The sequence below is a fragment of the Corynebacterium sp. AOP36-E1-14 genome (assembly GCF_052377495.1).
Taxonomy (GTDB): domain Bacteria; phylum Actinomycetota; class Actinomycetes; order Mycobacteriales; family Mycobacteriaceae; genus Corynebacterium.
Genome location: NZ_JBQSWV010000029.1, coordinates 1 through 25,625 on the forward strand (window position 1 = coordinate 1; position 25,625 = coordinate 25,625).

Here is a 25,625-nt window from a genome sequence, read left to right on the forward strand (position 1 = left end):
CCGTTACTTTTCCTAATGAATGTGCATACAGTTTAATATTCCTCGGTCGCGCCGATGACGGGTGCGAAACTTTACGAGGAGAACCCCAATGAAGATCCGCACTTTTGCGGCAGCGGTAGCCACCGCAGCACTCACACTCGGACTCGTCACCGCCTGCGGCGGGGACACTGAAGCCGAGGAAGTCACCACCAGCGCCACGAGCACCACGTCGCGCACCACGACGACGAGCGCATCCAGCACCTCCAGCGCCACCAGCACGACGAGTGCCACGAGCACCACCGAGGCCCCGACCAGTACCGAGGTGGAGCCGGAGCCGGAGATCGAGCCCGACGTGGACACCGATCCCGACACCGACCCCGACGTCAACGTCGCCGGGAACCCCGCTCCTGCGCAGGATCCGGCCCCCGTCTACACCCCGGACCCGGCACCGGAGTACACCCCGGTGCCCGACTACACGCCCGAGGTCGAAGAACCGGCCGTCTCCTACGCGAACTGCACGGCGGTCCGTGCCGCCGGCGCCGCGCCCATCTACCGCGGAACACCCGGCTACGCCTCACACCTCGACCGTGACGGCGACGGGGTCGGCTGCGAGAACTGACGCAGCCCAGCCGCGCCTACGGCAATGAAGGACCCCGGGACGACAACCGTCCCGGGGTCCATCATCATGAGGCCGCCACGGGAACGTGTCCCGCAACAAGGCAGCCCGCGCGCTACTCCTCCGGAGCTACGTCCACGATCGGTGCGATCGCGTCGCTGATCCCGGTGAGGATGCCGCCGGATCCACCGACGCTCGTGGCGGAACCACCGACGGACTCGGCCGAGCCGGCGATGACGTCCGAGCTACCGGTGATGGAGTCCGCCGACCCGGTGAGGGACTCACCCGCGGCGCCGATGAACGGGAGGGCCTCGCCAGCGGCCTGGATAGCAGCGACGATGGAAGCAATGTCCATGATGAACCTTTCAAGCAACTCTGGCGGAGACCACGCGGCCTCCGGGCAACCAGTGCACACACCCTAGACATGTACCCCCGGTGGTATCTACCCCTCCCGCGACAAATTCACACGACGGCAATCTCGCCCCGACGTGACACACGGCAACGGGCCGGGCCACCAACCGTGGAGGTTGGTGGCCCGGCCCGTTCTAAAGAATGGAGCCGCCTGCGAGAATCGAACTCGCGACCTTTTCATTACGAGTGAAACGCTCTACCGACTGAGCTAAGGCGGCGCACAGGCACCGTCAGGGACGGTGCTGCATACGAGCGGTAATCCTAGCCGACGGTGCAACCCTCCACAAAAACAGCCCCTCACTCCGCCGTCATGCCAGCTCACACCTGCCGGCAGCACTCCCGCAGCCGCCCCACCATCGAGGTCAACGCCACCTCCGGCTTCACGTTGTACGTCAGCGTCTCCCGGCACGCCGACACCGCGTCGATGCACTGCACCAGGCTCTCCGGGGCATTGCGCCGGGCCAGTTCACGCGAGACCTTCGCCTGGTCGGGGTGCAGGAACCCACCCACCGGCTCCTCCCCGTCCACCGCCCCCGCGGCGACCATCATCGCGTCACGGTACATGCCCGCGATGTCGATCAGCGCCAGGTCCAGCGAGTCGCGCAGCATCCGGGTCCGACGGTTCTTCTGTTCCTTCTCCAGCTCCTTGATCTGGCCCGCGGAACCCGCCTGCGCCTTGGCCACCCCCCGGCCCTTGGCGCCCATCCCCAGTGAGCTCTGCAGGTCCGCCAGCTCCTTCTCCTCACGCTCGGCCACCGACGAGGTGGCCTCGTCCTTCGCCGAGGTCACCAGGTCCGTGACGAAGCGGTACGCCTCCCCCGGCTCGTAGACCAACGCCGGCAACTTCAGCGCACTGGCCCGCTTGGCCCGCGCCTTCTCCTCGGACGCCAGATGGCGGGCGCGCCCGATGTGGCCGCCGGCGACCTCCGCCGCCCACGCCGCCTGCTCCGGCGACAGCCCCAGGCGCTCGTCGGCCAGCAGGACCGCCTCGACCTCGTCGCGTGAGGGCGTGGGGACGTAGAGGTGACGGCACCGGGAGCGCAACGTCACCGCGATGTCCTCGGGGTCCGTGCTCGGCGCGCACAGGATGAAGACGGTGCGCTCCGGCGGCTCCTCGATGCTCTTCAGCAGTGCGTTCGCACTACTGTCGTTGAACCGGTCGGCGTCCTCGAACACCACGATCCGCCACGGGGCGACGGTGGGCATCGCCGCGGCGGTCTTGATCACTTCTCTGGCCTCGGACACCTGGATCACCACACCGTCGGTGTGCACCCAGGTGATGTCCGGGTGCGACCCCGCCGCCGCCGAGCGGCACCCGTCGCACCGACGGCACCCCGGCACGTCCGGATCCTCACAGACCAACGCCGTGGCGAAGGCCTTCGCCGCGACGGAACGTCCTGACCCCGGAGGCCCCGTGAACAACCACGAGTGCGTCATCGCGGCCGACGCCCCCTCTCCCCTGCCCGCACTTCTGGCGGCCTCCACCGCGGCGACCAACGGGACGGTCACGTGAGGACTGAGGACAGCGGCAGTGAACACGGACTCTGAGGCGGAAGACACAGGCGCCAAGTGTAGTCGCCCTCCCGGACATGACCGGGACGGGGACAAGCCGGTGCTGCTCCGATAGTCTGGGACGCATGCAGAAACTGGGGCAGTACATCAAGTGGGCGTGGGGCACCACCTGGCCGCTGTACGCCCTGACCGTCTTCCTGGTCAACGTGGTCGGTGCGCTCGGAGTGGCGTCCTTCCTGCGTTTCCTCGTCCCCCTCGGCGGCGCCGCGGAACTGACGACGCTGAACACCACCACCGCCACGCTCTACACGGTGTACTTCATCTTCGCGCTGGTGGTCGGTATCGGTGCCACCCTGTTCTTCTTCACCCCGGTGCTGCGGTGGCAGCGCAACCCGGACCCGGTCGACCCGGTGATGATCCGGCGCCTCGTGCTGCGCATCCCGGCGCTCCAGGCACTGCTCGGCGCCGTGTTGTGGCTGGTCGGAGTGGTGATCTTCACCATCGTGGCCTCCCAGTTCTCCGGTAAATGGGCCTTGTCCGTCGCGGTCACCGCCCTGCTGGGCGGGGCCATGGTGGTGCTGATGACGTTCATGGTCGCCGAGCGCCTGGTGCGTCCCGTCGCCGCCCGGGCGCTGCGGCGCACCGGGGCACCGCAGGAACGGATCTCCCCGCTGTCCCTGCAGATCACCGGGGTCTGGATCCTCACGTCCGCCGTCCCGGTGATCGGGGTGGTGCTGATGGTCGCCGCCCAGGCCACGACCTTCTTCCCCGGCGACGCCCGCGAGATCCTCCCCGGCGTGCTGGCGCTGAGCCTCACCGCGCTGTTCACGGGTTTCTCCGGGACCCGGCTGATCACCATGACCGTGGTCGACCCGATCCGCGAGCTGCAGTACGCGATGAACCGCGTGCGCCGCGGCGACTCCCACGCGCAGGTGCGCATCTACGACGCCACCGAGATCGGCGTACTTCAGGCCGGCTTCAACGAGATGATGCAGGGCCTGCGCGAACGCGAGCAGGTCCGCACCCTGTTCGGACGCTACGTGGGCACCGAGGTGGCCCGCCGCGCCATCGAGGAGAAGCCGGAGCTCGGCGGGGCGAACCGCTTCGTGGGCGTGCTGTTCGTGGACGTCATCGGCTCCACCGGCTTCGCCGTGTCCTCCTCCCCGCAGCACGTGGTGAAGGCGCTGAACAGCTTCTTCGACAAGGTCGTGGAGGTCGTGCACCGCAACAAGGGCATCATCAACAAGTTCGAGGGCGATGCCGCACTGGCCATCTTCGGCGCCCCGATCCCGCTGGACGACATGGCCGGCCACACGCTCGCCGCCGCGCGTGAACTCAACCAGGAGCTCGCCGAGCATGAGCTGGCCGCCGGTATCGGCGCCGCCGTGGGAGAGGTCGTGGCCGGGCACATCGGCGCCAGCGACCGCTTCGAGTACACCGTGATTGGCGACGCGGTGAACGCCGCCGCACGGCTGACGGAACTGGCCAAGGACACCCCGGGCCGCGTGCTGACCAATGCGTCCACGCTGCGCAAGGCCAACGACGCCGAGCAGGAGCGCTGGACGCTGATGAAGTCGGTGGAGCTGCGCGGCCGCAAGGAGATGACGCAGCTCGCCCGCCCGGTCCGCTCCACCCTCGCCGAGCGCGGGTAGGACCCCGGGGCTTTTCCCCCTCTACGCCTACGCCTGCCCGGTCAGCGTCAGCCAGATCAGCAGCACGTTGAGCGCGATGATGACCGCGCAGATCACGACGGCGACGAGCGTCAGCGCCCGCGGGTTCGCCCAGCGTCCCATCACGGTGTGCCGTGAGGTCGCGGCGACCAACGGGACCAGGGCGAAGGGGATGCCCACGCTGAGGACCACCTGGCTCATCACCAGCGCCCAGGTGGGCTCCACACCCATGCCCAGGATGACCAGGGCCGGGAGCATCGTGAGGAAGCGACGCAGCAGCAGCGGGATGCGCACCTTCAGCAGGTCACGCATCACCATGTCACCGGCGTAGCAGCCCACCGAGGTCGAGGCCAGACCCGAGGCCAGCAGCCCGACGGCGAAGAGCACGCCGATCACCGGCCCCAGGGCGTTCTCCACGGCACCGTGGGCACCCTCGATGGTGTCGGTGCCGTCCACCCCGCGCAGCGCCTGGGCGGCCAGGCACAGCATGGCGATGTTCACCGTGCCGGCCACCACCAGCGCGGTGCCGACGTCCCACTTGGTGGCCTTGAGGTGGCGGCGCATCCCGTCATCGCCCTGGGGCGTGAACCGGCGGTCGCGGACCAGCCCGGAGTGCAGGTACACCGCGTGCGGCATCACCGTGGCGCCCAGCATGCTCGCCGCCAGGACCACCGAGTGCGTGCCCTGGAAGCGCGGGACGATGCCCTCGACCATCTCCCCCACCGACAGTCCGGTGACGAACAGTCCGGACAGGAAACCGACCGTGATGACCAGGAGGAACCCCATGATCACGAACTCGAAGCGGCGTTGGGTGGGGCCTCCCTGCAGCACGAGCATGCCGAGCGACACCACACCGACGATCACGCCGCCGAGCACCAGCGGGGTCCCGAAGAGCAGGTTCAGGGCGATGGCACCGCCGATGACCTCGGCGACGTCGGTCGCCGCGGCGATGATCTCGGCCTGCCCCCAGAACGCCAGGCGCCCCGCCCGCCCGCGGCGGCGTCCTGCGGCGGTGCCGTTGTTCTCGCGGGCGTCGAACCAGTCGGCGAGGGTGGCGGACAGCGACTTCGAGGTCACCAGCCCGAGTTTCGCCGAGAGGTACTGGACGACCGCGGCCATGAGGTTGGCGACGATGAGCACCCAGAGCAGCAGGTAGCCGTACTCCGCACCGGCGGAGAGGTTCGCCGCGACGTTGCCGGGGTCGACGTAGGCGATGGCGGCGACGAACGCCGGGCCGAGCAGACTGGTCAGGCGCGGTTGTTTCCCGCCCGCCGCCGGCGCGTCCTGCGTCACCCCGTCCTGCGTCACCCCGTCCTTACCGAGGTTTACCTCGGAGGCGTCAACCGACATTCTTCGTCACCCGTCGTCAGAGAGTTCAATACGTTGAACATCATGCTACGACCGGGTGAAGTTACGGTCAAACAGGCGCGGGGCCGTCGCCCCTCCTCGCCCCCTGGGTGACGTGGGACCCCACCTTGGCCACGACCGCCACGACAAGTCCGGCCGCGGCGAACAGGGAGCAGCAGATCGCGCCTGCCAGCACGTCCATGTACACCACGTCCACGGTCACACTGCTCCAGCCCGAGCCACTCGTCTCCGTGCCGCCGGAGTTGGCGAAGCAGACGATCGCCGCGATTACCCCGACGATGAACAGCGCCAGCCCGAACAGGGACCAGCCGGCGAAGGGGTCCTTCGGCGGGATCTCCGTGCGCGGCGCCAACCGCCCACGCAACTGCTGGGGCTGGTCAGTAGACTGCGGCGCCCCCTGCGGCGCCCCAGCCGCCGCCGACGCGAGCTGTTCCCGCGTCCCCTTGTCGTAGTCCGCCCAGCGCCCGCCCGGGCCTGCCGAATCAGTCATCACTCTTCTCCTCCGTAGCTGATATTCCCGTCAGGAAATCAACAGTACGCCCCGTGAGGAGTCGAAGACCGGTCCGGTCAGTTCTTCTTCGCGGCCGCCTTCTTCGCCGCCGCCGACGAACCCTTCTTCACCGTGCGCTTCGTCGTGGACTTCACGGCCTTCTTGGTCGTCTTCTTCGCTGTCGACTTCTTCGTCGTCTTGCGCGTCGACTTGGCGGACTTCTTCGCCGGGGCACCGCCGTCGGCCGCCTCCTTGGCACGCCGCTCACTGAGCAGCTCGTTGCCGCGGGCGTCCGTCATCGTCTCCGGCGAGTCACCACGGCGCAACGACGCATTCGTCGTCCCGTCGGTCACGTACGGGCCGAACCGGCCGTCCTTCACCGTCATCGGCTTGCCCGAGACGTCGTTGTCACCCAGCTCCTTCAGCGGCGGCTTCGCCGCGGCACGACCCCGGCGCTTCGGCTCGGCGTAGATCCGCCGTGCCTCGTCCAGGGTCACCGTGAAGATCTGCTCCTCGTTCTGCAGGGAACGCGAGTCCGAGCCCTTCTTCAGGTACGCGCCGTAGCGGCCGTTCTGCGCGGTGATCATCTCACCGTCCGACGGGTCCACACCCACCTCACGAGGCAGGCTCATCAGCTTCAGCGCCTCCTCGAGGGTCACCGACGCCGGGTCCATCGACTCGAACAACGACGCCGTCTTCGGCTTCAGCGTCTCCTGCAGGATCTCCTTGATCCGCTTGTCCTTCTTGTTCGCCGCCGTCTTCGTCTCACGGCTCAGCGGCTTCTTGCCCTCCGCGGCACGCTCGGCGTCCTCCTGGTCGCGCTCGGCCTCCACGGTCTTCTCCGCCTCGGCGGAGACCCGCGCCTCCTCGTCGTCCTTGACCTGCTCGGTGACGTAGGGGCCGTAGCGACCCTCACGGGCCATGATCATGCGGCCGTTCGCCGGGTTCACCCCGACCTCACGTCCGCCCTGCGGGGTGGCGAAGAGCTTCTCGGCGACCTCGCGGGTCAGCTCGTCCGGGGTGATGGTCTCGGGCAGGTTCGCCCGCTGGACCTCCGGCTCGGTGCCCTCCGGTGCGCCCTCGGGAACCGGCTTCGTGCGCTCCAGGTACGGGCCGTAGCGGCCCACACGCACGATGATCGGCACACCCTCGGAGTCGTCGAACAGGTGCAGGGAGTTCACCTTGCGCGCGTCGATCTGCTCGAGGTTGTCGCCCACCATCGTCTTGAGCCCGCCGAGGCGGGCGATCGTTTCCGCCGTCGCGTCCGACGCCTTGTCGTCGCCGAAGTAGAAGCCGCGCAGCCAGTGCGAGCGGTTCTCCTCGCCGCGGGCGATGCGGTCCAGCTCGTCCTCCATCGAGGAGGTGAACTCGTAGTCCACCAGCGAGCCGAAGTTCTGCTCCATCAGGCCGACCACGGCGAAGGCCACCCAGCTGGGCACCAGCGCCGAACCGCGCGAGACCACGTAGCCGCGGGCCTTGATCGTGTTGATGATCGAGGCGTACGTCGACGGACGCCCGATGCCGAGCTCCTCCATCGTCTTGACCAGCGAGGCCTCGGTGAAACGCGCCGGCGGGTTCGTGGAGTGCCCGTCGGCGGTGACCGTGCGCGTGTCCAGCCCGTCGCCCTCGGTGAGCACGGGCAGCGCCTTCTCGGCGTTGTCGGCGACGTTGCGTCCGTCCGCCGTCTGGCTGGTCTCCACGTAGGCCTTCAGGAAGCCCGGGAAGGTGATCGTGCGGCCGTTGGCCTGGAAGTCCGTCTTCTCGCCGCTGGTGGCGGTCCCGGAGACGGTGACCTTCATCGAGGTGCCGCGGGCGTCGGCCATCTGGCTGGCCACGGTGCGCTGCCAGATCAGCTCGTAGAGCTTGAACTCCTCGGCGTCGAGCTGACCGGACAGGTTGCCCGGGGTGGCGAAGGTCTCGCCGGCCGGACGGATCGCCTCGTGGGCCTCCTGCGAGTTCTTCACCTTGCGGTTGTACTGGCGCGGCGCGTCCGCCACGAAGCTGGGGCCGTAGAGCTCGCGGGCCTGCTGACGGGCGGCGTCGATACCGGACTTCGACAGGGTCGTGGAGTCGGTACGCATGTAGGTGATGTGGCCGTTCTCGTAGAGACGCTGCGCGATACGCATCGTGCGCTCCGAGGTGTAGTGCAGCTTGCGGCCGGCCTCCTGCTGCAGCGTGGAGGTCATGAACGGCGGGTAGGGGCGCCGCGTGTACGGCTTCTCCTCGACCTTCGACACTGACATCGCCGCGCCGGTGAGGTTCTCCGCCAGCTGCTCGGCGCCCTGCCGGTCGATGACGGTGACGTTGGCCTGCGCCTTGCCGGTCTTCAGCTTGCCGTCGTCGCCGAAGTCACGGCCCTGTGCCACGCGGGCACCGTCGACGGCCGCGAGTGAGGCGTCGAAGGACGTGGGGTTGGCGGTGTCCCCGGCCGACGCACCGGTCTCCAGCGTGGCGGTGAGGTCCCAGTACTCCGCGGACACGAACGCCATGCGCTCGCGTTCGCGCTCCACGATGACCCGGGTGGCCACGGACTGCACGCGTCCGGCCGACAGGCGCGGCATGACCTTGCGCCACAGCACCGGGGAGACCTCGTAGCCGTAGAGACGGTCGAGCACACGACGGGTCTCCTGCGCGTCGACCAGGTCCAGGTCCAGGTCGCGGGTGTTCTCCGCGGCCTCCTTGATGGCGGACTCGGTGATCTCGTGGAAGACCATGCGGCGCACCGGCACCTTGGGCTTGAGCACCTGCAGCAGGTGCCAGGCGATGGCCTCGCCCTCACGGTCGGGGTCTGTCGCGAGGTAGACCTCGTCGACCTGCTTGAGCTTGCTCTTGAGCTCGGAGACCTTCTTCTTCTTGTCCGGGCTGACCACGTACAGGGCCTCGAAGTCGTCGTCGACGTTCACGCCGAGACGTGCCCACGGTTCCTTCTTGTACTTGGCGGGCACGTCCGCGGCACCGCGCGGCAGGTCACGGATGTGACCGACGGAGGCGTCGACAACGTAGTTGTCGCCGAGGTAGCGCTGGATCTTCTTCGCCTTCGTGGCGGACTCCACGATGACGAGTTTCTTCCCGCCGCCGCCCTCGGTCTCCTGCGCTGCCATCGGTGTCGCTCCCACCTTCGTCCTGTCGTTCCCATGCATCCCTGTTCACCCGAATGAATCAACAGGGGGTTCGAGGTGAGACCCTACACGCTGCACGGACAACCGTGCGGATACCCCGTGTTCCCGGGGGGTTCAGCTCAGGCTCAGGCGTCCGCGACGGTGAAGCGGGCCCGACGGTGCGCCGGACGCTCGATCTCGTCGAGCGCCGCACGGGCGAACGTGCCGGTCGTGACGCTGCCACCGGCCGGGTGGTCGTCTCCCAGGACGTAGGACGCGGCGGGTGCGCCGGGGCCGATCTCCGGTGCCGGGGCGAGCATCGTCCAGTCCAGTTGCGCGGGGGCAGCGCGGTAGAGGTCGAGGACCTCGGCGAAGGAGCGGGCCTCCGCGGCATAGGCCTCCGGGAAGTCCGGGGTGTCGACCAGCAAGGTGCCGTCGGCGGTGAGCGTGGCGCCGGCACCGCCGACGACGAAGAGACGCACGCCGGACGCTGCGTCGGATGCTGCGTCGGACGTACCGGCGACCGCGCCGATGAGCGCGGCGTGGGCGTCGACGATGGGCTGGACGGAACTGCCGTCGCGCGGGCCGGGGACGGAGAGGACGACGATGTCGGCGTCCTGCGCCTTGGCGGCGACGTCCGCGGGGTCGTGGATGTCACCGGTGACGTAGGTGACGCCGTCGACCGGGTTGGAGGGGTTGTCCTGACGGGTGACGCCGGTGACCCGGTGGCCGCGTGAGACTGCTTCGAGTGCAATGTCGGTGCCGACCATGCCGGTCGACCCGTAGATGGTGATGTTAGCCATGTCCGGCAGTCTAACCTCGTTGCTTCCTTTTGTACAGTGCCTGCCTGCAATAGTGTCGTGATAGAATTCCCACCATGGACGACTCCTGGAACCCCGCCGCCCGCGACTGCCCCAGCCGCGACCTGTTCAGCACGGTCGGCGACCGGTGGAACATGCTGATCCTGCTCAGCCTCGAGCACGGCCCGCTGCGCAACGGGCAGATCCAGACCGCGGTGGACGGCATCTCCGTGCGGGTCCTCTCCCAGCGACTCTCCGCACTGGCCGCCGACGGGCTGGTCACACGCACCGCCTTCCCCGAGATCCCCCCTCGGGTCGTCTACGAGCTCACCGACCTGGGGCGCTCCGCCCTGCCGGCGGTGCACGCCCTGTTCGACTGGACGGTGGGGCACATGTCGCAGGTCATGGAGCACCGCACGGCAGAGGGGTCCACATTTCGCACCCAATAAGGTCCCTCTACACAGAAAAGCCCAGGTCATATTTCCTGAAGCAGTTTATGGGGTGCGATATCTGCCACACACCCCAGCACGCCCCGGCACACCCCAGCCAGATCACGCCCCCGCACGCAGCAACGCCGCCCGGCGTCCCACGGATCTCTCCGCGGACGCCGGGCGGCGCTGTGATGAAGCTACCGTCCCGGGAAGATCAGACCTCCCGGTGCGACGGTGGGTTCAGTCGGTGCTCTTAGAGAGCGGTGACAGCCTGAGCCTGGGGGCCCTTGGCGCCGTCGCCGATCTCGAACTCGACCTGCTGGTTCTCCTCGAGGGTACGGAAGCCGTTGCCCTGGATCTCGGAGTAGTGGACGAAGACGTCAGCGCCACCATCGTTCGGTGCGATGAAGCCGTAGCCCTTTTCAGCGTTGAACCACTTGACGGTTCCCTGTGCCATGTTCTTTCCCTTACTTACATCTCGGTGATCGGTGCCCCGCCAACTTTTCGCGAGGCCACCGGGCCGATGCTAGAACCACCGTGAACGTTGGTCCGTTCGCATGCAAACAACTCCCGCGAACGTTTTACCTACTGACTGCGGGTCTAACCGGTGATACAGCGAGCAAAGCGACGCACAGAAACTGTGACCGCCCACCAGTGTTCCATGTTTTCCCGCGCAGCACCATACCCACGGCACTATTTTCTCACCCGAAACCCCCCTCTTCCCCACCACCCCCGGCAGACGGTTATGGCTGACACCACAGCGAACACCGCTGACCTGCACGTATCGGCGCGACGAACCGTCGAAGGTGGAGCCGTCGCCCGTCCCCCTAGACTGTTCACCATGAGCGAATTCCCCGGATCCTACGGTTCCGAACTCCTCGCGACGCTGCGGGAGGCCTCCGGTACGGGGTCCGGTACGGGGTCGGGTACGGGGTCGGGCAACGGCCGCCAGGACCCGCTCACCCACGTGCGCGCCGAGCCCGCGCGCCCCTCGGAGCCGGTCGACTGGCCGGACTGGGTGTTGCCGGCGTTGCGCGACCACCTCGTCGACAACGGCATCACCGCCCCCTGGTCGCACCAGGTCGCCACCGCGCAGCACGCGTGGGAGGGCCGCGACGTGGTCGTGGCCACGGGCACGGCGTCCGGCAAGTCCCTGGGCTACCAGCTGCCGGTGCTCTCCCGGCTCGCCGCCGAGCCCACGGCGTCCTGCCTGTACCTGTCGCCGACCAAGGCGCTGGCGCAGGACCAGCGCGCCGGCCTGGCGCGGCTGTGTTCGCAGGTCCCGGAGTTGCGCGGGGTGATGGTGGCGTCCTACGACGGCGACACCCCCACCGAGGCACGGCGCACCGTCCGCGACGACGCGCGCATCCTGGTCTCCAACCCGGACATGGTGCACGCCTCGATGCTGGGCCAGTCGCAGCGCTGGTCACGGCTGCTGCGCACCCTGCGTTTCATCGTCGTCGACGAGTGCCACGTCTACCGCGGCGTCTTCGGCGCGCACGTCTCCCTCGTGCTGCGCCGGTTGCTGCGCCTGGCCGCCCGGGCGGGTGCCGAACCCACGATCGTGCTGGCCAGTGCGACGACGGCGGAGCCGGAGCGTCACGCCGCACGGTTGACGGGGCGTCCCACCGTCGCGGTGACCGAGGACGGCTCGCCGCAGGGCGAGCGCACCGTCGCGCTGTGGGAGCCGGGGTTCCGCGAGGACGTCGTCGGCGAGCACGGGGCACCGGTGCGGCGCGCGGCGACCACGGAGTCCGCCGGGATCATGGCCCGGCTCATCGCCGAGGGCGCGCGCACGCTCACCTTCGTGCGCTCGCGGCGCGGCGCCGAGATCACCGCCCTGGCCTGCGCCGAGGACCTCTCCGCGGCAGGACGCCCGGGCGACGCCGCGCGCATCGCGTCCTACCGCGCCGGCTACACCCCGGAGGCCCGCCGCGAGCTGGAACGACGACTCGACGACGGCGAGTTGCTCGGCCTCGCCGCGACCAGCGCCCTGGAACTCGGCATCGACGTCGGCGGGCTGGACGCCGTGGTGTCCTGCGGGTTCCCCGGCACCGTGGCCAGCTTCCGGCAGCAGGCCGGACGCGCCGGACGCCGAGGGCAGGGCTGCCTGGTCGTCATGGTCGCTGGCGACAACCCGCTGGACACCTACCTGGTGCACCACCCGGAGGCGCTGCTGGACAAGCCGGTGGAGGCCAGCGTCTTCGACCCGTCTAACCCCTACATCCTGGCCGGCCACCTGCTGTGCGCCGCCGCCGAGGCGCCGCTGAGCGATGCGGATATCGGCGACTTCGGTGAGAGCGCAGGACGCGTCGTCGACACGCTGGTCGCCGAGGGCTCGTTGCGTCGGCGTCCGCGCGGGGTGTTCTGCGACCTGGAGATCTCCGGGGAGGTCCACGGGCGGGTGAGCATCCGTGGCGGGGCGGGCGAGGAGGTGGTCATCGTCGACCAGGCCTCCGGACGGGTGCTCGGCACCATCGACGCCGCCCGCGCGGTCAGCGAGGTGCACGACGGCGCCGTCTACGTCCACCAGGGCGAGACCTACCTCGTCGACGGCCTGTCCCTGGCCGACTCGGTCTGCCTGGTCCACCCCGAGACCCCGGAGTGGACCACGCGGGCGGAGGAGACCGTGGACATCCGCGTGGAACGCGTGCGACGCACCCGCGAGATCGGCGGCACCGACTCCGCACCCTCCGGGGTGTGGACCGCGGACGTGGACGTGGAGGTGTCCCACCAGGTCACCGGCTACCAGCGCCGCACCCTCGACGGCGAGGTGCTCACCACCGTCCCGCTGGACTACCCGCCCCAACGGCTGCACACCCGCGCGGTGGCCTACACCGTGGACCCCGGCGTGCTGTTCGACCTGGGCATCGAGGAACCGTTGTGGCCCGGCGCGCTGCACGCCGCCGAGCATGCGGCGATCGGTCTGCTGCCACTGCTGGCCACCTGCGACCGGTGGGACATCGGCGGGGTGTCCACGGTGCTGCACGTGGACACCGGCTTCCCCACCGTCTACGTCTACGACGGCTACGAGGGCGGGGCGGGCTTCGCCGAGGCCGGGTTCGAGAGGTTCGCCCGCTGGATGGCGATGACCGCGGACACCGTGGAGTCCTGCGCCTGCGAGTCCGGTTGCCCCTCGTGCGTGCAGTCGCCGAAGTGCGGCAACGGCAACGACCCGTTGTTCAAGCACGGGGCGGCGGTGCTACTGCGCGCTCTGGCGGATGCCGCAGGGTCTGCTGAATCGGCTGAATCAGCCGGATCGGCTGGCCCGGCGAACTAGTATCGGGGCGGAAAGCCTTCTCCTGACGTTGCCCCGCCGCTTCCCGCCGCTTCCCGCCGCTTCCCACAAGGACGTTCCCCGTGCGCCGTTCCTCCCTGTCGACCATCACCGCCGGTGTGCTGTGCACCGTGCTCACCGCGGCGTTGTGCGTCCCGAGCGCGGGCGCCGAGCCCGCCGGTACTGCTGACCCTGCCGGCACCGCCGCGCCCGGTTGGTCGGGGCTGGACGTCACGGACGGCGTGCCGCTGCCCGACGAGGCGGGCGTGGCCGTCGACGAGGTGCCGCTCGACCCCGCACTCGGCCTGTCCTCGGCAGGTACCCAGCAACGCTTCGTCTACTCCACCGTCGACCAGCACGGCCAGCCCGCCGCGTCCACCGCCGCGCTGTTCCTGCCGCCCGGCGACGCACCCGACGGCGGCTGGCCCGTGCTCGCCTGGGCGCACGGCACCGTCGGACTCGGCGACACGTGCACCCCCTCGGCGCAGCCACGCTCCGACCGCGACGCCGGCTACCTCAACCACTGGCTGGAGCAGGGTTACGCCGTGGTTGCCTCGGACTACGTGGGCATGGGCACGCCGGGGCTGATGTCCTACCTCAACGGGTCGGTCAGCGCGCTCAACGTGATCGACTCCGTCGCCGCCGCACGCACCCTGGATTCCGTGGACGCTTCAGCACCCGGCGCGTCGGACGCGGGTTCGCTGCTGTCTCCGTCGTGGGCGGTGATCGGTCAGTCCCAGGGTGGCGGCGCCGCACTGCACGTCGCCCACGCCGCCACCCGGCGCAGCGCCGAGATCGACCCCGAGCTGGACTACCGGGGCGCGGTCGCCACCGGCGCACCCGCCTACATCGAGGAACTGGTGCTCGCCGCGTCGCCGTCCTTCCCGCCGGTGGTGCTGCCCACCGGGCTGAACGTGTACGCCGCCTACATCCTCGCCGGCTTCCGCGAGGCGCACCCGGAGGTCGACCTCGACGCCGCCCTGTCCGACGAGGGGCGGCGCATCGCCGACCTGGCAGAGACCGCCTGCTACCCGGAGATGTCGCAGGCCATGGACGGGGTGGACCTGTCGGACTCCTTCTCCACCGCGTTGCGCTCGGTGCCGGGGATGCAGGACGCACTGCGCGGCTACATGGCCACCCCCACCGACGGCTACGACAAACCCGTGTTCGTGGGCCACGGCCTGCTGGACATCGACGTGCCCAGCCCGATCGGCGTGGCGCTGAACTCGCAGCTGTGGTTGAACCAGTTCGCCGGCTCCAACGAGCAGGTCGACGTGCACTGGTACCCCGAGGACCACAGTGGGGCGATGGTCGCCTCGATGGCGGACTCCACCCCCTACCTGGCCTCCCTGTTCAGCTGAGCCTGATCAGCTCATCCGGGTCTCCCCGGCCGCCCTGCCCTCACCGTTGACCGCGACGAAGGCACGGTGGTCCATCAGACCGGGTTCGACGGTGAGCACACCCTCGCCGGCGGTATCGGCCGGGACGGTGAGCAGCACGTTGCCGGTGGTGGACCCGCCCGGGTAGAGGTCGGTGATCGTGTCCAGCTCGTCCGGGGTCACCGCGTAGTGCTCACCGTCGTAGGGGGTGACGGTCTCCCCGTCGACGGTGACGTACTCGATCGTCGTCCACGGCATATCCCCGTCCTCGTCGTCACCGACGTAGGTGATCGTGGCGTTGACCAGGATGTACGTCGATCCCTTCGGCGCAGGGTCGCTGTACTCGTTCTCCGCCCTGACCACCGCGTTGGCGTCGAGGTCCACGCTGTTGATCGTGACCTCCCACTCCCCGTCCGAGACGGTGGTCCCCCACGGGAGCGGGTCGGTGCGCGTGCCACGCTCGGCGTCGGGGGTCGGCGTGCCACTGTGCGGCAGCGTGTTCTCGGAGGAGTCTTGCGCGTCGGAGATCTCGTCCATGACGTCGCTGAACACGGTGCTGATCACGACGACGAACATGACGACGGCCAGGAGCGCACCGACCACGGAGACCACCAGACCCGTGATCCCGAAGCCCTGCTTCCTTCCCCGCAGGCACACCGCCACGATCGACACGATGAACGCGATCGGCAGCAGCACCCACCCCACGACCATGATCCCGGGGATGCAGGCCAGAACGGTGCCGACCACCGCGAGGATGAATCCGACCAGTCCGAGAGGGTTGGACTCCAGCTCCGGGGCGGGCGGGTACGGAGGGTACTGCGAGTACTGCGAGTACTGCGAATACGAAGCAGGGGCGAACCTCAGGTCCTGCGGACCCGTGGGCTGCCAGGCCCCCGGCTGCGCCCCGGACGGGCCGCCGTAACCGAACTCGTTCTGGTACTCACCCTGGGGCTCGTTCTGGGGCCCGTTCTGGGCCTCGTTCCGGGGCTCTTCATCGGGTCCCGGACCGGTGGGATTACTCATGTTTCACACGCATGCCGTCAACGCGGACGGCATGCTCCTTTCCCTATGCGATTGTCCACTGCACACCGCTCGGAGGCAGCCGGACAGGGCCAACAGCTGGCGACTACAGGGCACTTCGCACGGGGTCTAACCAGGTAAAACCCGACTCACCCCACCGGCCCCCCCCGACGCCTGCGCCACCGACCGTGACACCGCGACCTCCACCCTCACCCCCTGCAGGCCGGCGGTGCCGTAGGGCGTCGCCGCCCCGTCGACGACCGTGCACGCACGCACCTCGGCACCGTTGCCTCGCGCTACCGTCCGGGCGACGGAGCACGCCTCGTCGATCCCGGCGCGCTGCAGCACCGTCGCCGCCGACAGTGCGGTCAGGTCCGCCGCCGCCGACGCCCGGTGGTCTTGGACCAGGCCCGTCACCCCGTGCACGATCAGCAGGGACAGGGCCACGACCCCGAGGATCAGGGCGGCACCGACCACCGTCGCCGAGCCCTCGTCGTCACCTGCCCTGCGGTTCACCGACGATCACCGCCGACGCCGAGATGTCGAACAACCGGCCGGGGACGGTCACCGTCACGGTGATCAGCCGGGCGCCGTCCCCTGAGGTGCCGGACGCACCGGCCGCACCGCCGGGGTCGACGACCAGCCGCGCGTCCGGTTCTCCCTGCGTCACGACGGCCCGGGCCGCGGCCTCGTCGCCGAGTGCCGCCGCCCGGGCCGCGTCGCGGGCCATCCCCACCGCCCCGAGATACGTCGCCAGGGTCAGGACGCCGGCGACGACCAGTCCGACCACGGCGGTCAGGGCGGTGAAGACGATCGCCGCCTCCACCGTCACGTAGCCGTCGTCGTGGCTGTGGCCTCCATCCGTCACGTCCACACCCCGTGTCCGCTACTGGGTGTCGAGTGCGCGCTGGAAGATCGCGGTCAACGCACCCTCCACCGCATCGGAGGTGACAACGAGGTAGAGCAGCGCCCCCAGCGCCGCGGCGGCGACGCATCCCAGGGCGTATTCACGATGTCAAGTAGAACTGCTAAACTTTTTGCCATGACCTACCTGAACTACTGCCGAATCAGCCGCGACCTGCAAGGCGAAGGCGCGGGCGTGCGCTCGCAACAGGCCGCGTGCCAGGCACTCGCAGACGCTAACGGGTGGGAAGTGGTGGAGACCTACACCGACAACGATGTGTCCGCGTTCAGTGGGGTGCAGCGCCCGGCGTGGGAGCGGATGCTACAGCGCGTTAAGGACGGCGGTGTAGCCGGTGTGATCTGCTGGCATGTGGACCGACTGTACCGGCGACCAGTGGATCTGGAGCGGCTTGTGGATCTCGTGGAAGACACTGGGGTGATGGTCCACACCGTCAGGGCGGGGGATCTCGACCTGAACACCGCGATGGGCCGGATGATGGCACGCATCATCGCAGCGACGGCAGCGCACGAGGTGGACCACCAGATCGAACGGCAGAAAGCGTCCCACGCGTTCCGGGCGGAATCTGGGAAGTGGCGCGGCGGACCCCCACCAGCCGGGTACAAGTCCGGGGACCACAAGGGCGAGATCGTCATAGACGACACGTACGCCCCCTACGTGCGGCTAGCGGTCCAGATGGTGCTGGAGGGCCGGTCACTCATGTCCATCGCCAAGCGGTTCAACGAGGACAACCTACCGACCCGTGCCTACGGTGGCGGTAAGGCCGAACGGTGGACGGCACGCGGCGTGAGGGCGGCAGTGATGAACCCCGCTATCGCCGGTCTGTCTAAGCACCACGGGGAGATCGTCGGTACCGGGCAGTGGGAGCCGCTGGTGCATGAGGACGATTGGCGGGCGGCAGTGCAGATACTCTCCGACCCGGCGAGACGCACCCACGCGGGATCGGAGAAGAAGTTTCAGGGCACCGGCCTGTACCTATGCGGCAGGTGTGGGCACAAGGTGGGGTCGGCTAAGGGTAAGACGCGTCAGGCGGTCTCTGACGGCACGACAGATCGGGTGTACGCCTGCAAGCACTGCCACCGTTGCTCGCGGCGTATGGTGCCCGTTGACGAGGTTGTGGACGCGGTGGTGCTCGGGGTGCTTAACGAACCCCGCAACCGGCTGGCGATTGTGGACCGGGACCGGGCGGACGACGAGGACGACATGGGCGCTCTGTTGAACCGCTATAACGCGCTAGTGGCGAACAAGAACCGACTGGGCGCGTTGTTCGCGGATGGTGTGCTGGACGCGGGGCAGGTGCGGGCGGCTACCGAGGAACTACGGGTGCAGATTGAGGCGGCGGCGGGCGAGTTGGCGCGGGCGCGTCGGCGGTCACCTGCTGCGGATCTGGTGCTGGCGGATGGGGCGCTGGAGGATCGTTGGCGTGCGTTGCCTGCGGAGGTGCGGGGGCAGGTCATTGACGAGCTTATGACGGTTACTATCCTCCCGGCGAAGCGGGGGAAGTTCGATCCGTCGAAGGTTCAGATTGACTGGAAGGCACCCACGGTGTAAGGGGCTGGTGGATAGGTTCCGGAAGATTTGCCGGAACCTATCGGCCCGGACATTGTGGAAGCTCTGCCACTAAGTTGAACCCGACACAGCGATTCGCCGGTTATGGAAGCGCTCGCCACAACCGGCGAGGACGGGGCCTGTGATAGGTGAACGAAATCGTTCACCTGAAGGGTCGCTCCACGCGGGCGAGGGTGGGACGTAGTCTCGGTGACTGATGCATTTGCATCACTCGGTCGCTCCACGCGGGCGAGGACGGGAGGTGAGCCATTTGGCTCACTCGAAGTCTCCCGGCGGACACCCCTCGCGGGCGTGGGAGGCTCCAGGAAGCGTTGCCTTAACCCTCCGGCAGACAGGCCTACGGCGAGGTTGCCGTAAGGCTCACGAGCACCCATATGGGGAAACTTTGCCACCTATGGAGCCGGTGGATTCTGTTCCGGAAAATCTTCCGGAACGGGGAAGGCCGCAGGGGAAACCTACGGGCGTGGACATTCCGGAAACTCTGCCGGAATGTCGAAAAGCGAAGGGTCGCCCCTCGCGGGCGAGCGCGAGAGCGGGCTCTGAGGTGGTGACATTTTCACCACCTGGGATGCCCCTCGCGGTCAGGGATGGGAGGGCTACTGCGCAAAATTACGCAGTAGAACCCCGGCGTGCCCCACGCGGACGAGGACGGGAGGGACGCAGGTGTTAGAAATCTAACACCTGCCACGGGCGCGGAAAGGTAGGGAAAAATTTCCTTACCTTCCCAGCGGTGGGCATTGCAGGTAGTCGGCCCCACCCCCGAAGGGATGGAACCTGCTAGCGGCAGTGCCTTAGCGCACCCAGCCGGACGCGCGCTGCGGCTCCTCAGCCGTCAGACCGTGCCCGGTCTCGACCATGTGGGCAACCTTGCCCCGGCGCAACTGCCGGACAGTGTTCGAGGGGTCTTCCTCATACGCGGCGAGCAGACGCTCACGATCAGCGGCCTGAGCGCGGCCCGCGCGGATGAACTGATCCACCACAGCCTCGGCCTCCAGGCGACCCTCCTGACGGCGGGCGTTCAGCCCCAGGCGGATGGACTTCTGCATGTCCTGCCAAGCGGCGGCATCGATAGTCACGTCGCCACTGCGGGAAGCCTTCACCTCGGTCGGGTCGGCGGGGGCCTGCTCCGGCTCCTCGTCCTTCTCCTCGGTGAGCTTCTGTGCGGCCTCGACAACCTCGTCGGCGGTCGCCTCGGCCTCCAGGCTGAGTGCCTCTGTGAGCGCCTCAAACTGCTCTGCGGTGAACTCCACCGGGGAAGCGTCCTCCGTGCCGTCAGCGGGCTTCTCAGCGCCCGTCTCAGCGGCCTCGGCGGGCTTCTCGGAATCCTCCGCAGCAAATTGTACGAACGTAGCCAAAGAACGGCCCTCCTTATCGGTTCAGCGAGACGAGCGCGTCCGCGCCAGCCTTCACAGTGTTGACCGAGTAGCCCACAGCCACGGCACCCTCGGTGGCCTTGACGGCCTTACCACCGGCACCCACGGCGACCTCATCACCGGCGGTGATAGCCCCGCCAGCCGTCACAGTGATGACTCGGGACGAACCACGGGCCAGGCCGACCTTCTCCCCCGTGTCCGCGTCGTACTTGACGACACCGACGGTGTTGTTGCCAGTGGCGGCGGGCTTCACGGACAGCAGGCCCTCGGCGGTCATGTCGCCAGCGACAGCGGCGAAGGTTTTACCGACCACGGCAGCGTTAGCCTCGGCGGTGATGTCACTGCCGTCGTTGTAACGGTCGTGAGCGATGTTGTTGAAACCAATCATGTTTCAGATCCTTTCGGTTAGGAGTTGGTGCCACGGATAACGGCAACAGCGGACGGCAGGGTCACACCCATCACGGGCATGGCGTAGGCCTGGACCCAGTGCAGTCGGTGCTCCGGGTCGTCCCAGGTGCGCACCGTCAGCGGCTCCTCGTAAGACACAAAGCCCATCTGCTTCGGATCGACCAGGTACGCGTCGCCAGCGGCAACATAGTTGCTGGTGAGCATGTCCAGGCCGTAGTCGGACAGCAGGGTACCCAGGGTCGCGCCGTAGGTGTTGCGCAGGTGGGCAGCGTTCTCGGGCGAGACAACGAGCTTGCTGTACTCAACGCCGAGATCCTGCCTCTGAGCATGGGCGATAGCGGTACCGAAGTCGGAACCGGGCAGCTGGCGCGGATCGGTCTTTGAGGCCTCGGGGCCGACAGCCAGGGTGGTGTTCCATGCGGCAGCGGCTTGCAGCTCCAGAACGTCCTCGGAGCCGGTCACAGCGGCATCAATCGTTTCCATAGCCCGCTTGTTCAGTCGGCGGGTAATGGCGTTCGACAGGGTGGTGATCTCGTTATCGAACACAACCGCACTGTTGCGACGACGAGCCTCCTCTGTGATGCTGACTTTGCCTCCGAAGTCCTGGACCTTCGCCAGTTCGAGCGGGGGCGGGGTGGAGTACACCTGGGCGTACTCGTCGCCCGGTGCGCGGTCAGCGATGTCAGCATCGGGGTACAGGTACTTCTCGGTGATCTTGGAGTAGATCACAGCACCGCCCTGCACAGTCGGCCCACCAGGAGCGAACAGCGTATCGACCAGAACGTTGCCACTGATTAGATCAGCGACCCGCTCCTCAATAACGGTCGGGGTGGACAATGCAGCATCAACGGACAAGGTGCCGTCGTTAAGATCGACAGCGCCAGGGTAAAGGCCAGTCATTAAGACTCCTTCGAGTTAGAATTGGAATTGGACAGGACATCTCGTTCAAGATACCCAACAAGCCACGCGCCCAATGATTCAATGGAATCGTAGACGGGGACATTAACGCCATCCGGCAGGGTGCCGGGGGCGAGTGTATAACCGACCGGGTGCGTGCTCGGTCTGGTCGCCCAGTTCTGGGCGATTGGCGCATTAGCGAATAGTTCGCTAAGCGACACAGTGACTCTTGTAGTCATTGCGATTTCCTTTCTGTGTGCCTTGTCGTTTTGTTCATCTCCCGACGATCAAACAAAGGCAGTAGATGATTACGTGTAAAGGTCGCGCAGATCAGTCAGCGTGGACACAGCGGGCCACCGCTCCCCCAGCAGGGCCACAGCCTCCACAACGAACGGCCAAGTAGTGCCGTTGTCTCGGTAATCCAGCTGAGCTTCGATGGACCGCTGCGGGTACGTCTCTGGCAGGACGTGGGACAGCCATCCGGGGATGTCGGTGAAGTCACCAACCAGCGTGTCCCCGTCGTCTGCGACCCGTAGGTTCACAACGCGGCCCACAGCCGGTGCGTCATCCCCCTGCAAAGTGCCCTCGTGCCCTAGCCTCAGCGACGGGCTGGGGAGGTGTGCGGCTGCGTCCACCGCAGATGCAAGATCTTCACGGGTCAACGTCACTTCCCCGCCCATAGCGGCCCAGGTGCCAACCTTCACCAGCTCAATGCCTACGTATCCGCCCCTGCGGAACCTGACCGGCTCCGAATACCACGGTGTTGCTCCGGGAAGTACCCAGCTCAATTTGTCTCCTTGTTGTCGATGTATGCCTTGGCTTTGCCCAGGCTGTTGAAGATCTTTACGTCCGCGCTGTCGTGGCTGCGGATGATCGTGCGCCCGCCCGGTTGCCACCGCATCGTGTAGCCCCGGTAATCAGTCGTTGTCGGCTGCATTGCCCCCCTCCTTCCACGCCTCATAGCGTTTCCACGCCTCATAGGACTCCACGGCGTCCGCGAGAGCGTGGGCTACCTCCAACGCGTCCTCAACGGTGAGTAGATGCGTCACAGACCCGGACTGCACCATCACAGGCGTGCCGTGCGAGTTGTCCGCAACCTTGATCCACAGCGTGGCGGGGTACACCTCGTTCCCGCCCTGGACAGCTGAACGGTGGCGACGGACAGGCGTGCGCAGTTTGAACGGCTTATAGGTGCTCAGCATCATCAGTCTCCAGGTAGAGTTCGCGTGCGTCAGCGGCAAGGTCCAGCGCCTCGGCCAGCGCCCGGCCCTCCTCGACGGTCAGCCGCAGCCGCAGGTTGCCGTTAACCGTGAGGGACAGGTCATACCCTCGTGGATCTTCACGGTCAGCGAGTGATGAAACTTTCACGACGGAATCGCGGGGAATCCATGATCTATTCGGCTTGTATTTGAAGAACATGCTGTCAGCGATCATTTGCCAGGATACGGCGGTTGGTGCTTTGCATCGGAATAAGCCATTAACGGCCATTTTGTTTCCTTTCAAGATGGTGCCCAATTTCGGGCAGAATTAGAGGCCGCATCCGGAATAGGATACGGCCTCGGAAAAAGTGTCTATATCTACACTATCAGGGAGGGTGACACGCCTAATTACGCTGCGATCTTTCTAACGTCGGACAGCAGCACCCATTCACCGAATGTGCTTAGAAGCCCTTTCAGGGTCGGTGGGACCATCACCTTCACGGCGGGGGTGTGTTTCATATCGTGAGATTCAGTTTCCCACGGGGAGAGAGAATCGAGACTGCGGGGGGGCGGTGCCGAGTCCAGACCCCAACGGCCTCAAGAAACTTGGGGGTGGGGGTTATGCGACTGGCGACTCTTCGCTTAGCGCCACTCGGTCGCCCTTCCTGCAATTGCAACCACGGTGGGCGGCTTGCAGGTTGTCCCATGTGTGTGAGCCGCCTTTACTTATTGGGATGATGTGGTCCCAGGTCGCGGACTCTGGACTAGGTGCTTTGGCGTTCCTGTCCATCTTCTCGCCGCATAGTTGGCATTCCCAGTCGTCACGTTCCAGTACTCCGGCCCATGTCACGTCGTCGGTGACCACCTGCTGTAAGGGACTTTTGCTAATCGCATTGCGCCTGAGGTTCTGCTCACGTACTTTTTCGAGATTGTCCTTGAACCATTGGGCCTTTCTCGCTCGTGAGCATTCCTCGCTTGCGCAGTAGGTTGCTCCGCGTCTGCTGACTGTCTTGCCACAGTTCCGGCATTGCTTTGGCGGGGGAGCCTGCGTGCCCCACCGCTTCTCCCATTTCTTGCGGTTCGTCTTGTCATTATGGCACTCCTTGCAGTCTGGTCGGGTGCCGCGCTTGGAGTTGATCTTGTAGTAGTCACTGGTGGGCTTCGATTCGCCGCATGTCCTGCATGTCTGCATGGTGTGTCACCTTTCCTGTCTTGTTCCCGGGCGGGGGACATAGCCGGGCTGCTCGGTGATCTGCTGCGCGGCCTCGGCAGCATCAACGATCTCGTCCGCCAGCTCGTGCGCCTGTTTGAGGCTCAGCAGATATTCACGCGCCCCACGGCGGAGGATCACCCCTAGTTCGTGGGCAGCGCCGGGGAGCCAAGGACGGATAGTCAGGGCGGACTCCTCAAACTGTTCGTCGCCCCGGTGTTTGGTGCGGGCGGTGCAGGGGACGCGGGCGGTGAGTGGGTTCACGCGCGCTCCTCGGCGGCGGTGATGAGCGCTTCCGCGAGCTGCATAGCCTGTTCGACGTTGAGTGTGTGGCGTGCTGCGGACGTGTGAACGTAAACACTCCGCGGGTTCTCGTCGCGGTCGGTATCGATGCTGTACACCGTCGCGTGGTCGTTATGGAACCGACCCCTCGCGTCGCGGGTGGTGAGCGGTGTCTCCGTCAGGTTGTCTCGGATGTCTCGGCGGTTAGTGCTGTTCATGTGTGTTCCTGTTCTCCAGAGTGTCTGCGATGGTGTCGATCAGTTGGAGAGCTTGGTTTGGTCGTAGTTGAAGCTCTAGTCCGCTGATTGGGTCGCGTATGGCGATGATCCAGCGGTTCTCGGTGCGGATGCGGTCAGGTGTGACTGTGATGTGTGCGAGTCGTGGTGGTTCGGCGGTTCCCATTGGTCGGCTGGTGGCGTGGATGGTGGGCGGTTCGGTCATGTGGCCTTTCTGCGGTGTTGTGGGCGGGTTTGTATATGAGTGGACCCCCTAGGCGGTTAAGTCGCTCTAAGGGGCCTTACGGTGCGTTTTAGGGGGTGTTCTGGTCTGTGCTTAGAACGGGCAGTCGGCGGTGATGGTCTCACGGTCGGTGATGATCCTCTCGGCACAGTCATCGGGGTTCGGGTGCTGGCCCATCCTCCCGGCCTCGTGGGCGCGGTGGATCTCCTCGTCTGTGACCCCAGCCTTCTGGAGCTTGGACAGGGCGGACAGGCACCGGGCCGTGCCGGGGCGGGGGTCTTCGGTGAATAGGGCGCTGAATCTCAGCGGGGTCATGGTGGACTCCTCCTCGGTGTGGTTGTCAGGGACGATCTCGGCGTCAAGGACAGGGGCAGGTGTGTCACCTGACACAGGTGTTGCATCTGCATCAGTCGCGGTGCCCTGTGAGGGCCTAGAGGGGCTAGACTGGCCGTGGGTCTGGCTCCAGTCACGGACGAACCCCTTAAACGCAGCGACCCAGTTCTTAGACGTATCGCACCCCTTGGCTGAACTGAACTCGTCAAGCATGGATTCGTAGTATTCCTCGTAGCTGTCGCAGTATTGGCTTAGTTCCCACCGCTTCTGCTTCTCCACGACGGCAGTGAAGTGATCGAAGTCTGTGTGCTCTTCGGTCGTGTGGTTGGGAGTACCCTCGCCCGTAGGGTGAGGATTAGTATTTATATCCACGGTTTGTTCACGGTCTATACACGGAGTAGGTACCCGATTTTCGGGTAGTCCTTGTACCCGATTTTCGGGTAGTGGTTGTACCCGATTTTCGGGTAGTGGTTCCGGGTGGGCCGCGTAAATATCAACCGGGGTGAGGTCATTCGGGGCAGTCAAGCGAACCATCCCGTTCATCCCCCGGCGACCGTTCCCTGGCCTCTCGACCGTCACCCAGCCGCCCTTCTTCAGTGGAGCCAACGCATCCGTCACCACCCTTCGCCGCTTCTCCGGGGCAGCGTCGGGCATGATCCCTGCCGCGTCAGCTAGCCGTAGGTTGCCGTAGGTGTAGGTGCCTCGCTGGAGGTCCGCGTCCGTCTTAGTCCATGCGTGGAAGCATAGGGCTACTGCGATTGCTTGAACGTTCTTGCCGAAGCCTTCGCGGATCACGGCCAGCATCCACTCCTGCCGCCATTCGCGGTAGTCTGCCGCGTCTCGACTATCTCGTGGAAGTGTCTTGTTCATGTGTGCCTCCCAGGGCCTGTTGTGCGTACTGGAGGATCTTCCCCAGTTCTTC

Annotated in this window: 27 protein-coding genes and 1 tRNA gene; 6 read left to right on the top strand and 22 right to left on the bottom strand. The window is 66.8% G+C overall.

Translation table 11 applies throughout. The annotated features are described in order from the left end of the window. Positions 1–88: 88 nt before the first annotated feature. A complete protein-coding gene (locus tag ACT3TD_RS12115; protein WP_301443335.1) occupies positions 89–598 on the top strand; it encodes an excalibur calcium-binding domain-containing protein in 510 nt (169 codons plus the stop codon). 112 nt (positions 599–710) lie between these two features. Here the strand turns inward: ACT3TD_RS12115 and ACT3TD_RS12120 are convergent, their stop codons facing one another. The 3 genes from ACT3TD_RS12120 to ACT3TD_RS12130 form a co-directional block, all read right to left on the bottom strand. Next, on the bottom strand, positions 711–950 hold the full coding sequence (locus ACT3TD_RS12120; protein WP_301443334.1) for a hypothetical protein: 240 nt from the start codon (positions 948–950) through the stop codon (positions 711–713). A 198-nt stretch (positions 951–1,148) separates the two neighbouring features. After that, positions 1,149–1,224, bottom strand: a tRNA-Thr gene (locus ACT3TD_RS12125). A gap of 100 nt (positions 1,225–1,324) precedes the next feature. Continuing rightward, a complete protein-coding gene (locus ACT3TD_RS12130; protein ID WP_441579558.1) occupies positions 1,325–2,575 on the bottom strand; it encodes a DNA polymerase III subunit delta' in 1,251 nt (416 codons plus the stop codon). A 68-nt stretch (positions 2,576–2,643) separates the two neighbouring features. On the opposite strand from ACT3TD_RS12130, the gene ACT3TD_RS12135 reads away from it, so the two are divergent. Then, positions 2,644–4,170: an adenylate/guanylate cyclase domain-containing protein gene (locus ACT3TD_RS12135; RefSeq protein WP_441579557.1), complete on the top strand. Its 1,527-nt coding sequence runs from the start codon at positions 2,644–2,646 to the stop codon at positions 4,168–4,170. Positions 4,171–4,197: 27 nt separating this feature from the next. Here ACT3TD_RS12135 and ACT3TD_RS12140 read toward each other — a convergent pair whose 3' ends face one another. The 4 genes from ACT3TD_RS12140 to ACT3TD_RS12155 form a co-directional block, all read right to left on the bottom strand. Continuing rightward, positions 4,198–5,538, bottom strand: a complete 1,341-nt coding sequence (locus ACT3TD_RS12140; RefSeq protein WP_301442451.1) for an Nramp family divalent metal transporter — start codon at positions 5,536–5,538, stop codon at positions 4,198–4,200. Between the two features lie 67 nt (positions 5,539–5,605). After that, positions 5,606–6,046, bottom strand: coding sequence for a hypothetical protein (locus ACT3TD_RS12145; protein WP_441579556.1), 441 nt, complete (start codon positions 6,044–6,046; stop codon positions 5,606–5,608). Positions 6,047–6,123: 77 nt separating this feature from the next. Beyond that, positions 6,124–9,147, bottom strand: a complete 3,024-nt coding sequence (gene topA, locus ACT3TD_RS12150; protein WP_441588425.1) for a type I DNA topoisomerase — start codon at positions 9,145–9,147, stop codon at positions 6,124–6,126. A gap of 143 nt (positions 9,148–9,290) precedes the next feature. Beyond that, positions 9,291–9,947 carry an NAD(P)-dependent oxidoreductase gene (locus tag ACT3TD_RS12155; protein WP_441579554.1) on the bottom strand — a complete coding sequence of 219 codons (657 nt, stop codon included), beginning with the start codon at positions 9,945–9,947 and terminating at the stop codon, positions 9,291–9,293. Positions 9,948–10,021: 74 nt separating this feature from the next. Here ACT3TD_RS12155 and ACT3TD_RS12160 point away from each other — a divergent pair, with 74 nt between their 5' ends. Continuing rightward, positions 10,022–10,393, top strand: coding sequence for a winged helix-turn-helix transcriptional regulator (locus tag ACT3TD_RS12160; RefSeq protein ID WP_301442447.1), 372 nt, complete (start codon positions 10,022–10,024; stop codon positions 10,391–10,393). Positions 10,394–10,628: 235 nt separating this feature from the next. On the opposite strand, the gene ACT3TD_RS12165 is transcribed toward ACT3TD_RS12160, so the two are convergent. Beyond that, entirely contained in the window at positions 10,629–10,832 is a 204-nt protein-coding gene (locus ACT3TD_RS12165; protein WP_038546005.1) for a cold-shock protein, read from the bottom strand. Positions 10,833–11,216: 384 nt separating this feature from the next. On the opposite strand from ACT3TD_RS12165, the gene ACT3TD_RS12170 reads away from it, so the two are divergent. Beyond that, positions 11,217–13,655, top strand: a complete 2,439-nt coding sequence (locus ACT3TD_RS12170; RefSeq protein ID WP_441579553.1) for a DEAD/DEAH box helicase — start codon at positions 11,217–11,219, stop codon at positions 13,653–13,655. A gap of 80 nt (positions 13,656–13,735) precedes the next feature. Then, the gene (locus ACT3TD_RS12175) at positions 13,736–15,013 is read left to right on the top strand and encodes a lipase family protein (protein ID WP_301442445.1); all 1,278 of its coding nucleotides are present in this window, start codon (positions 13,736–13,738) and stop codon (positions 15,011–15,013) included. Between the two features lie 6 nt (positions 15,014–15,019). On the opposite strand, the gene ACT3TD_RS12180 is transcribed toward ACT3TD_RS12175, so the two are convergent. From ACT3TD_RS12180 to ACT3TD_RS12195, 4 genes are all read right to left on the bottom strand, one after another. Beyond that, positions 15,020–16,054 (bottom strand): hypothetical protein, encoded by a 1,035-nt coding sequence (locus tag ACT3TD_RS12180; protein WP_441579552.1) that lies wholly within the window; start codon positions 16,052–16,054, stop codon positions 15,020–15,022. 126 nt (positions 16,055–16,180) lie between these two features. Beyond that, entirely contained in the window at positions 16,181–16,567 is a 387-nt protein-coding gene (locus tag ACT3TD_RS12185; RefSeq protein WP_441579551.1) for an Rv3654c family TadE-like protein, read from the bottom strand. Next, positions 16,548–16,919, bottom strand: coding sequence for a hypothetical protein (locus ACT3TD_RS12190; protein ID WP_301442442.1), 372 nt, complete (start codon positions 16,917–16,919; stop codon positions 16,548–16,550). Before ACT3TD_RS12190 ends, ACT3TD_RS12185 begins: the two co-directional genes overlap by 20 nt. An 18-nt stretch (positions 16,920–16,937) precedes the next feature. Further along, positions 16,938–17,051, bottom strand: a complete 114-nt coding sequence (locus ACT3TD_RS12195) for a DUF4244 domain-containing protein (RefSeq protein ID WP_444638012.1) — start codon at positions 17,049–17,051, stop codon at positions 16,938–16,940. Positions 17,052–17,093: 42 nt separating this feature from the next. Here ACT3TD_RS12195 and ACT3TD_RS12200 point away from each other — a divergent pair, with 42 nt between their 5' ends. After that, on the top strand, positions 17,094–18,524 hold the full coding sequence (locus tag ACT3TD_RS12200; RefSeq protein ID WP_444637997.1) for a recombinase family protein: 1,431 nt from the start codon (positions 17,094–17,096) through the stop codon (positions 18,522–18,524). An 809-nt stretch (positions 18,525–19,333) separates the two neighbouring features. Here the strand turns inward: ACT3TD_RS12200 and ACT3TD_RS12205 are convergent. The 10 genes from ACT3TD_RS12205 to ACT3TD_RS12250 form a co-directional block, all read right to left on the bottom strand. Next, on the bottom strand, positions 19,334–19,897 hold the full coding sequence (locus ACT3TD_RS12205; protein WP_444637998.1) for a hypothetical protein: 564 nt from the start codon (positions 19,895–19,897) through the stop codon (positions 19,334–19,336). A gap of 13 nt (positions 19,898–19,910) precedes the next feature. Then, positions 19,911–20,303 (bottom strand): DUF2190 domain-containing protein, encoded by a 393-nt coding sequence (locus ACT3TD_RS12210; RefSeq protein ID WP_444637999.1) that lies wholly within the window; start codon positions 20,301–20,303, stop codon positions 19,911–19,913. A 17-nt stretch (positions 20,304–20,320) separates the two neighbouring features. Further along, positions 20,321–21,223, bottom strand: a complete 903-nt coding sequence (locus ACT3TD_RS12215; protein WP_444638000.1) for a major capsid protein — start codon at positions 21,221–21,223, stop codon at positions 20,321–20,323. A 781-nt stretch (positions 21,224–22,004) separates the two neighbouring features. Further along, on the bottom strand, positions 22,005–22,157 hold the full coding sequence (locus ACT3TD_RS12220; RefSeq protein ID WP_444638001.1) for a hypothetical protein: 153 nt from the start codon (positions 22,155–22,157) through the stop codon (positions 22,005–22,007). Further along, positions 22,138–22,425, bottom strand: coding sequence for a hypothetical protein (locus tag ACT3TD_RS12225; RefSeq protein ID WP_444638002.1), 288 nt, complete (start codon positions 22,423–22,425; stop codon positions 22,138–22,140). Before ACT3TD_RS12225 ends, ACT3TD_RS12220 begins: the two co-directional genes overlap by 20 nt. Further along, complete coding sequence (locus ACT3TD_RS12230) at positions 22,406–22,654, bottom strand: hypothetical protein (protein WP_444638003.1); 249 nt, start codon at positions 22,652–22,654, stop codon at positions 22,406–22,408. The genes ACT3TD_RS12225 and ACT3TD_RS12230 overlap by 20 nt, the downstream gene beginning before the upstream one ends. Before the next feature lie 384 nt (positions 22,655–23,038). Beyond that, positions 23,039–23,611, bottom strand: a complete 573-nt coding sequence (locus tag ACT3TD_RS12235; protein WP_444638004.1) for an HNH endonuclease — start codon at positions 23,609–23,611, stop codon at positions 23,039–23,041. 6 nt (positions 23,612–23,617) lie between these two features. Beyond that, positions 23,618–23,893 carry a hypothetical protein gene (locus tag ACT3TD_RS12240; protein WP_444638005.1) on the bottom strand — a complete coding sequence of 92 codons (276 nt, stop codon included), beginning with the start codon at positions 23,891–23,893 and terminating at the stop codon, positions 23,618–23,620. Further along, positions 23,890–24,129, bottom strand: a complete 240-nt coding sequence (locus tag ACT3TD_RS12245; protein ID WP_444638006.1) for a hypothetical protein — start codon at positions 24,127–24,129, stop codon at positions 23,890–23,892. The genes ACT3TD_RS12240 and ACT3TD_RS12245 overlap by 4 nt, the downstream gene beginning before the upstream one ends. A 334-nt stretch (positions 24,130–24,463) precedes the next feature. Next, entirely contained in the window at positions 24,464–25,573 is a 1,110-nt protein-coding gene (locus ACT3TD_RS12250; protein WP_444638007.1) for a hypothetical protein, read from the bottom strand. Positions 25,574–25,625: the final 52 nt, after the last annotated feature.

Bases quoted from the DNA above. Each gene is read 5' to 3' on its own strand.
- ACT3TD_RS12115 (WP_301443335.1), top strand. From the start codon at position 89: ATGAAGATCCGCACTTTTGCGGCAGCGGTAGCCACCGCAGCACTCACA.
- ACT3TD_RS12120 (WP_301443334.1), bottom strand. From the start codon at position 950: ATGGACATTGCTTCCATCGTCGCTGCTATCCAGGCCGCTGGCGAGGCC.
- ACT3TD_RS12135 (WP_441579557.1), top strand. From the start codon at position 2,644: ATGCAGAAACTGGGGCAGTACATCAAGTGGGCGTGGGGCACCACCTGG.
- ACT3TD_RS12140 (WP_301442451.1), bottom strand. From the start codon at position 5,538: ATGTCGGTTGACGCCTCCGAGGTAAACCTCGGTAAGGACGGGGTGACG.
- ACT3TD_RS12145 (WP_441579556.1), bottom strand. From the start codon at position 6,046: ATGACTGATTCGGCAGGCCCGGGCGGGCGCTGGGCGGACTACGACAAG.
- topA (WP_441588425.1), bottom strand. From the start codon at position 9,147: ATGGCAGCGCAGGAGACCGAGGGCGGCGGCGGGAAGAAACTCGTCATC.
- ACT3TD_RS12155 (WP_441579554.1), bottom strand. From the start codon at position 9,947: ATGGCTAACATCACCATCTACGGGTCGACCGGCATGGTCGGCACCGAC.
- ACT3TD_RS12160 (WP_301442447.1), top strand. From the start codon at position 10,022: ATGGACGACTCCTGGAACCCCGCCGCCCGCGACTGCCCCAGCCGCGAC.
- ACT3TD_RS12165 (WP_038546005.1), bottom strand. From the start codon at position 10,832: ATGGCACAGGGAACCGTCAAGTGGTTCAACGCTGAAAAGGGCTACGGC.
- ACT3TD_RS12170 (WP_441579553.1), top strand. From the start codon at position 11,217: ATGAGCGAATTCCCCGGATCCTACGGTTCCGAACTCCTCGCGACGCTG.
- ACT3TD_RS12180 (WP_441579552.1), bottom strand. From the start codon at position 16,054: ATGAGTAATCCCACCGGTCCGGGACCCGATGAAGAGCCCCGGAACGAG.
- ACT3TD_RS12200 (WP_444637997.1), top strand. From the start codon at position 17,094: ATGACCTACCTGAACTACTGCCGAATCAGCCGCGACCTGCAAGGCGAA.
- ACT3TD_RS12210 (WP_444637999.1), bottom strand. From the start codon at position 20,303: ATGATTGGTTTCAACAACATCGCTCACGACCGTTACAACGACGGCAGT.
- ACT3TD_RS12215 (WP_444638000.1), bottom strand. From the start codon at position 21,223: ATGACTGGCCTTTACCCTGGCGCTGTCGATCTTAACGACGGCACCTTG.
- ACT3TD_RS12220 (WP_444638001.1), bottom strand. From the start codon at position 22,157: ATGCAGCCGACAACGACTGATTACCGGGGCTACACGATGCGGTGGCAA.
- ACT3TD_RS12225 (WP_444638002.1), bottom strand. From the start codon at position 22,425: ATGATGCTGAGCACCTATAAGCCGTTCAAACTGCGCACGCCTGTCCGT.
- ACT3TD_RS12230 (WP_444638003.1), bottom strand. From the start codon at position 22,654: ATGATCGCTGACAGCATGTTCTTCAAATACAAGCCGAATAGATCATGG.
- ACT3TD_RS12235 (WP_444638004.1), bottom strand. From the start codon at position 23,611: ATGCAGACATGCAGGACATGCGGCGAATCGAAGCCCACCAGTGACTAC.
- ACT3TD_RS12245 (WP_444638006.1), bottom strand. From the start codon at position 24,129: ATGAACAGCACTAACCGCCGAGACATCCGAGACAACCTGACGGAGACA.
- ACT3TD_RS12250 (WP_444638007.1), bottom strand. From the start codon at position 25,573: ATGAACAAGACACTTCCACGAGATAGTCGAGACGCGGCAGACTACCGC.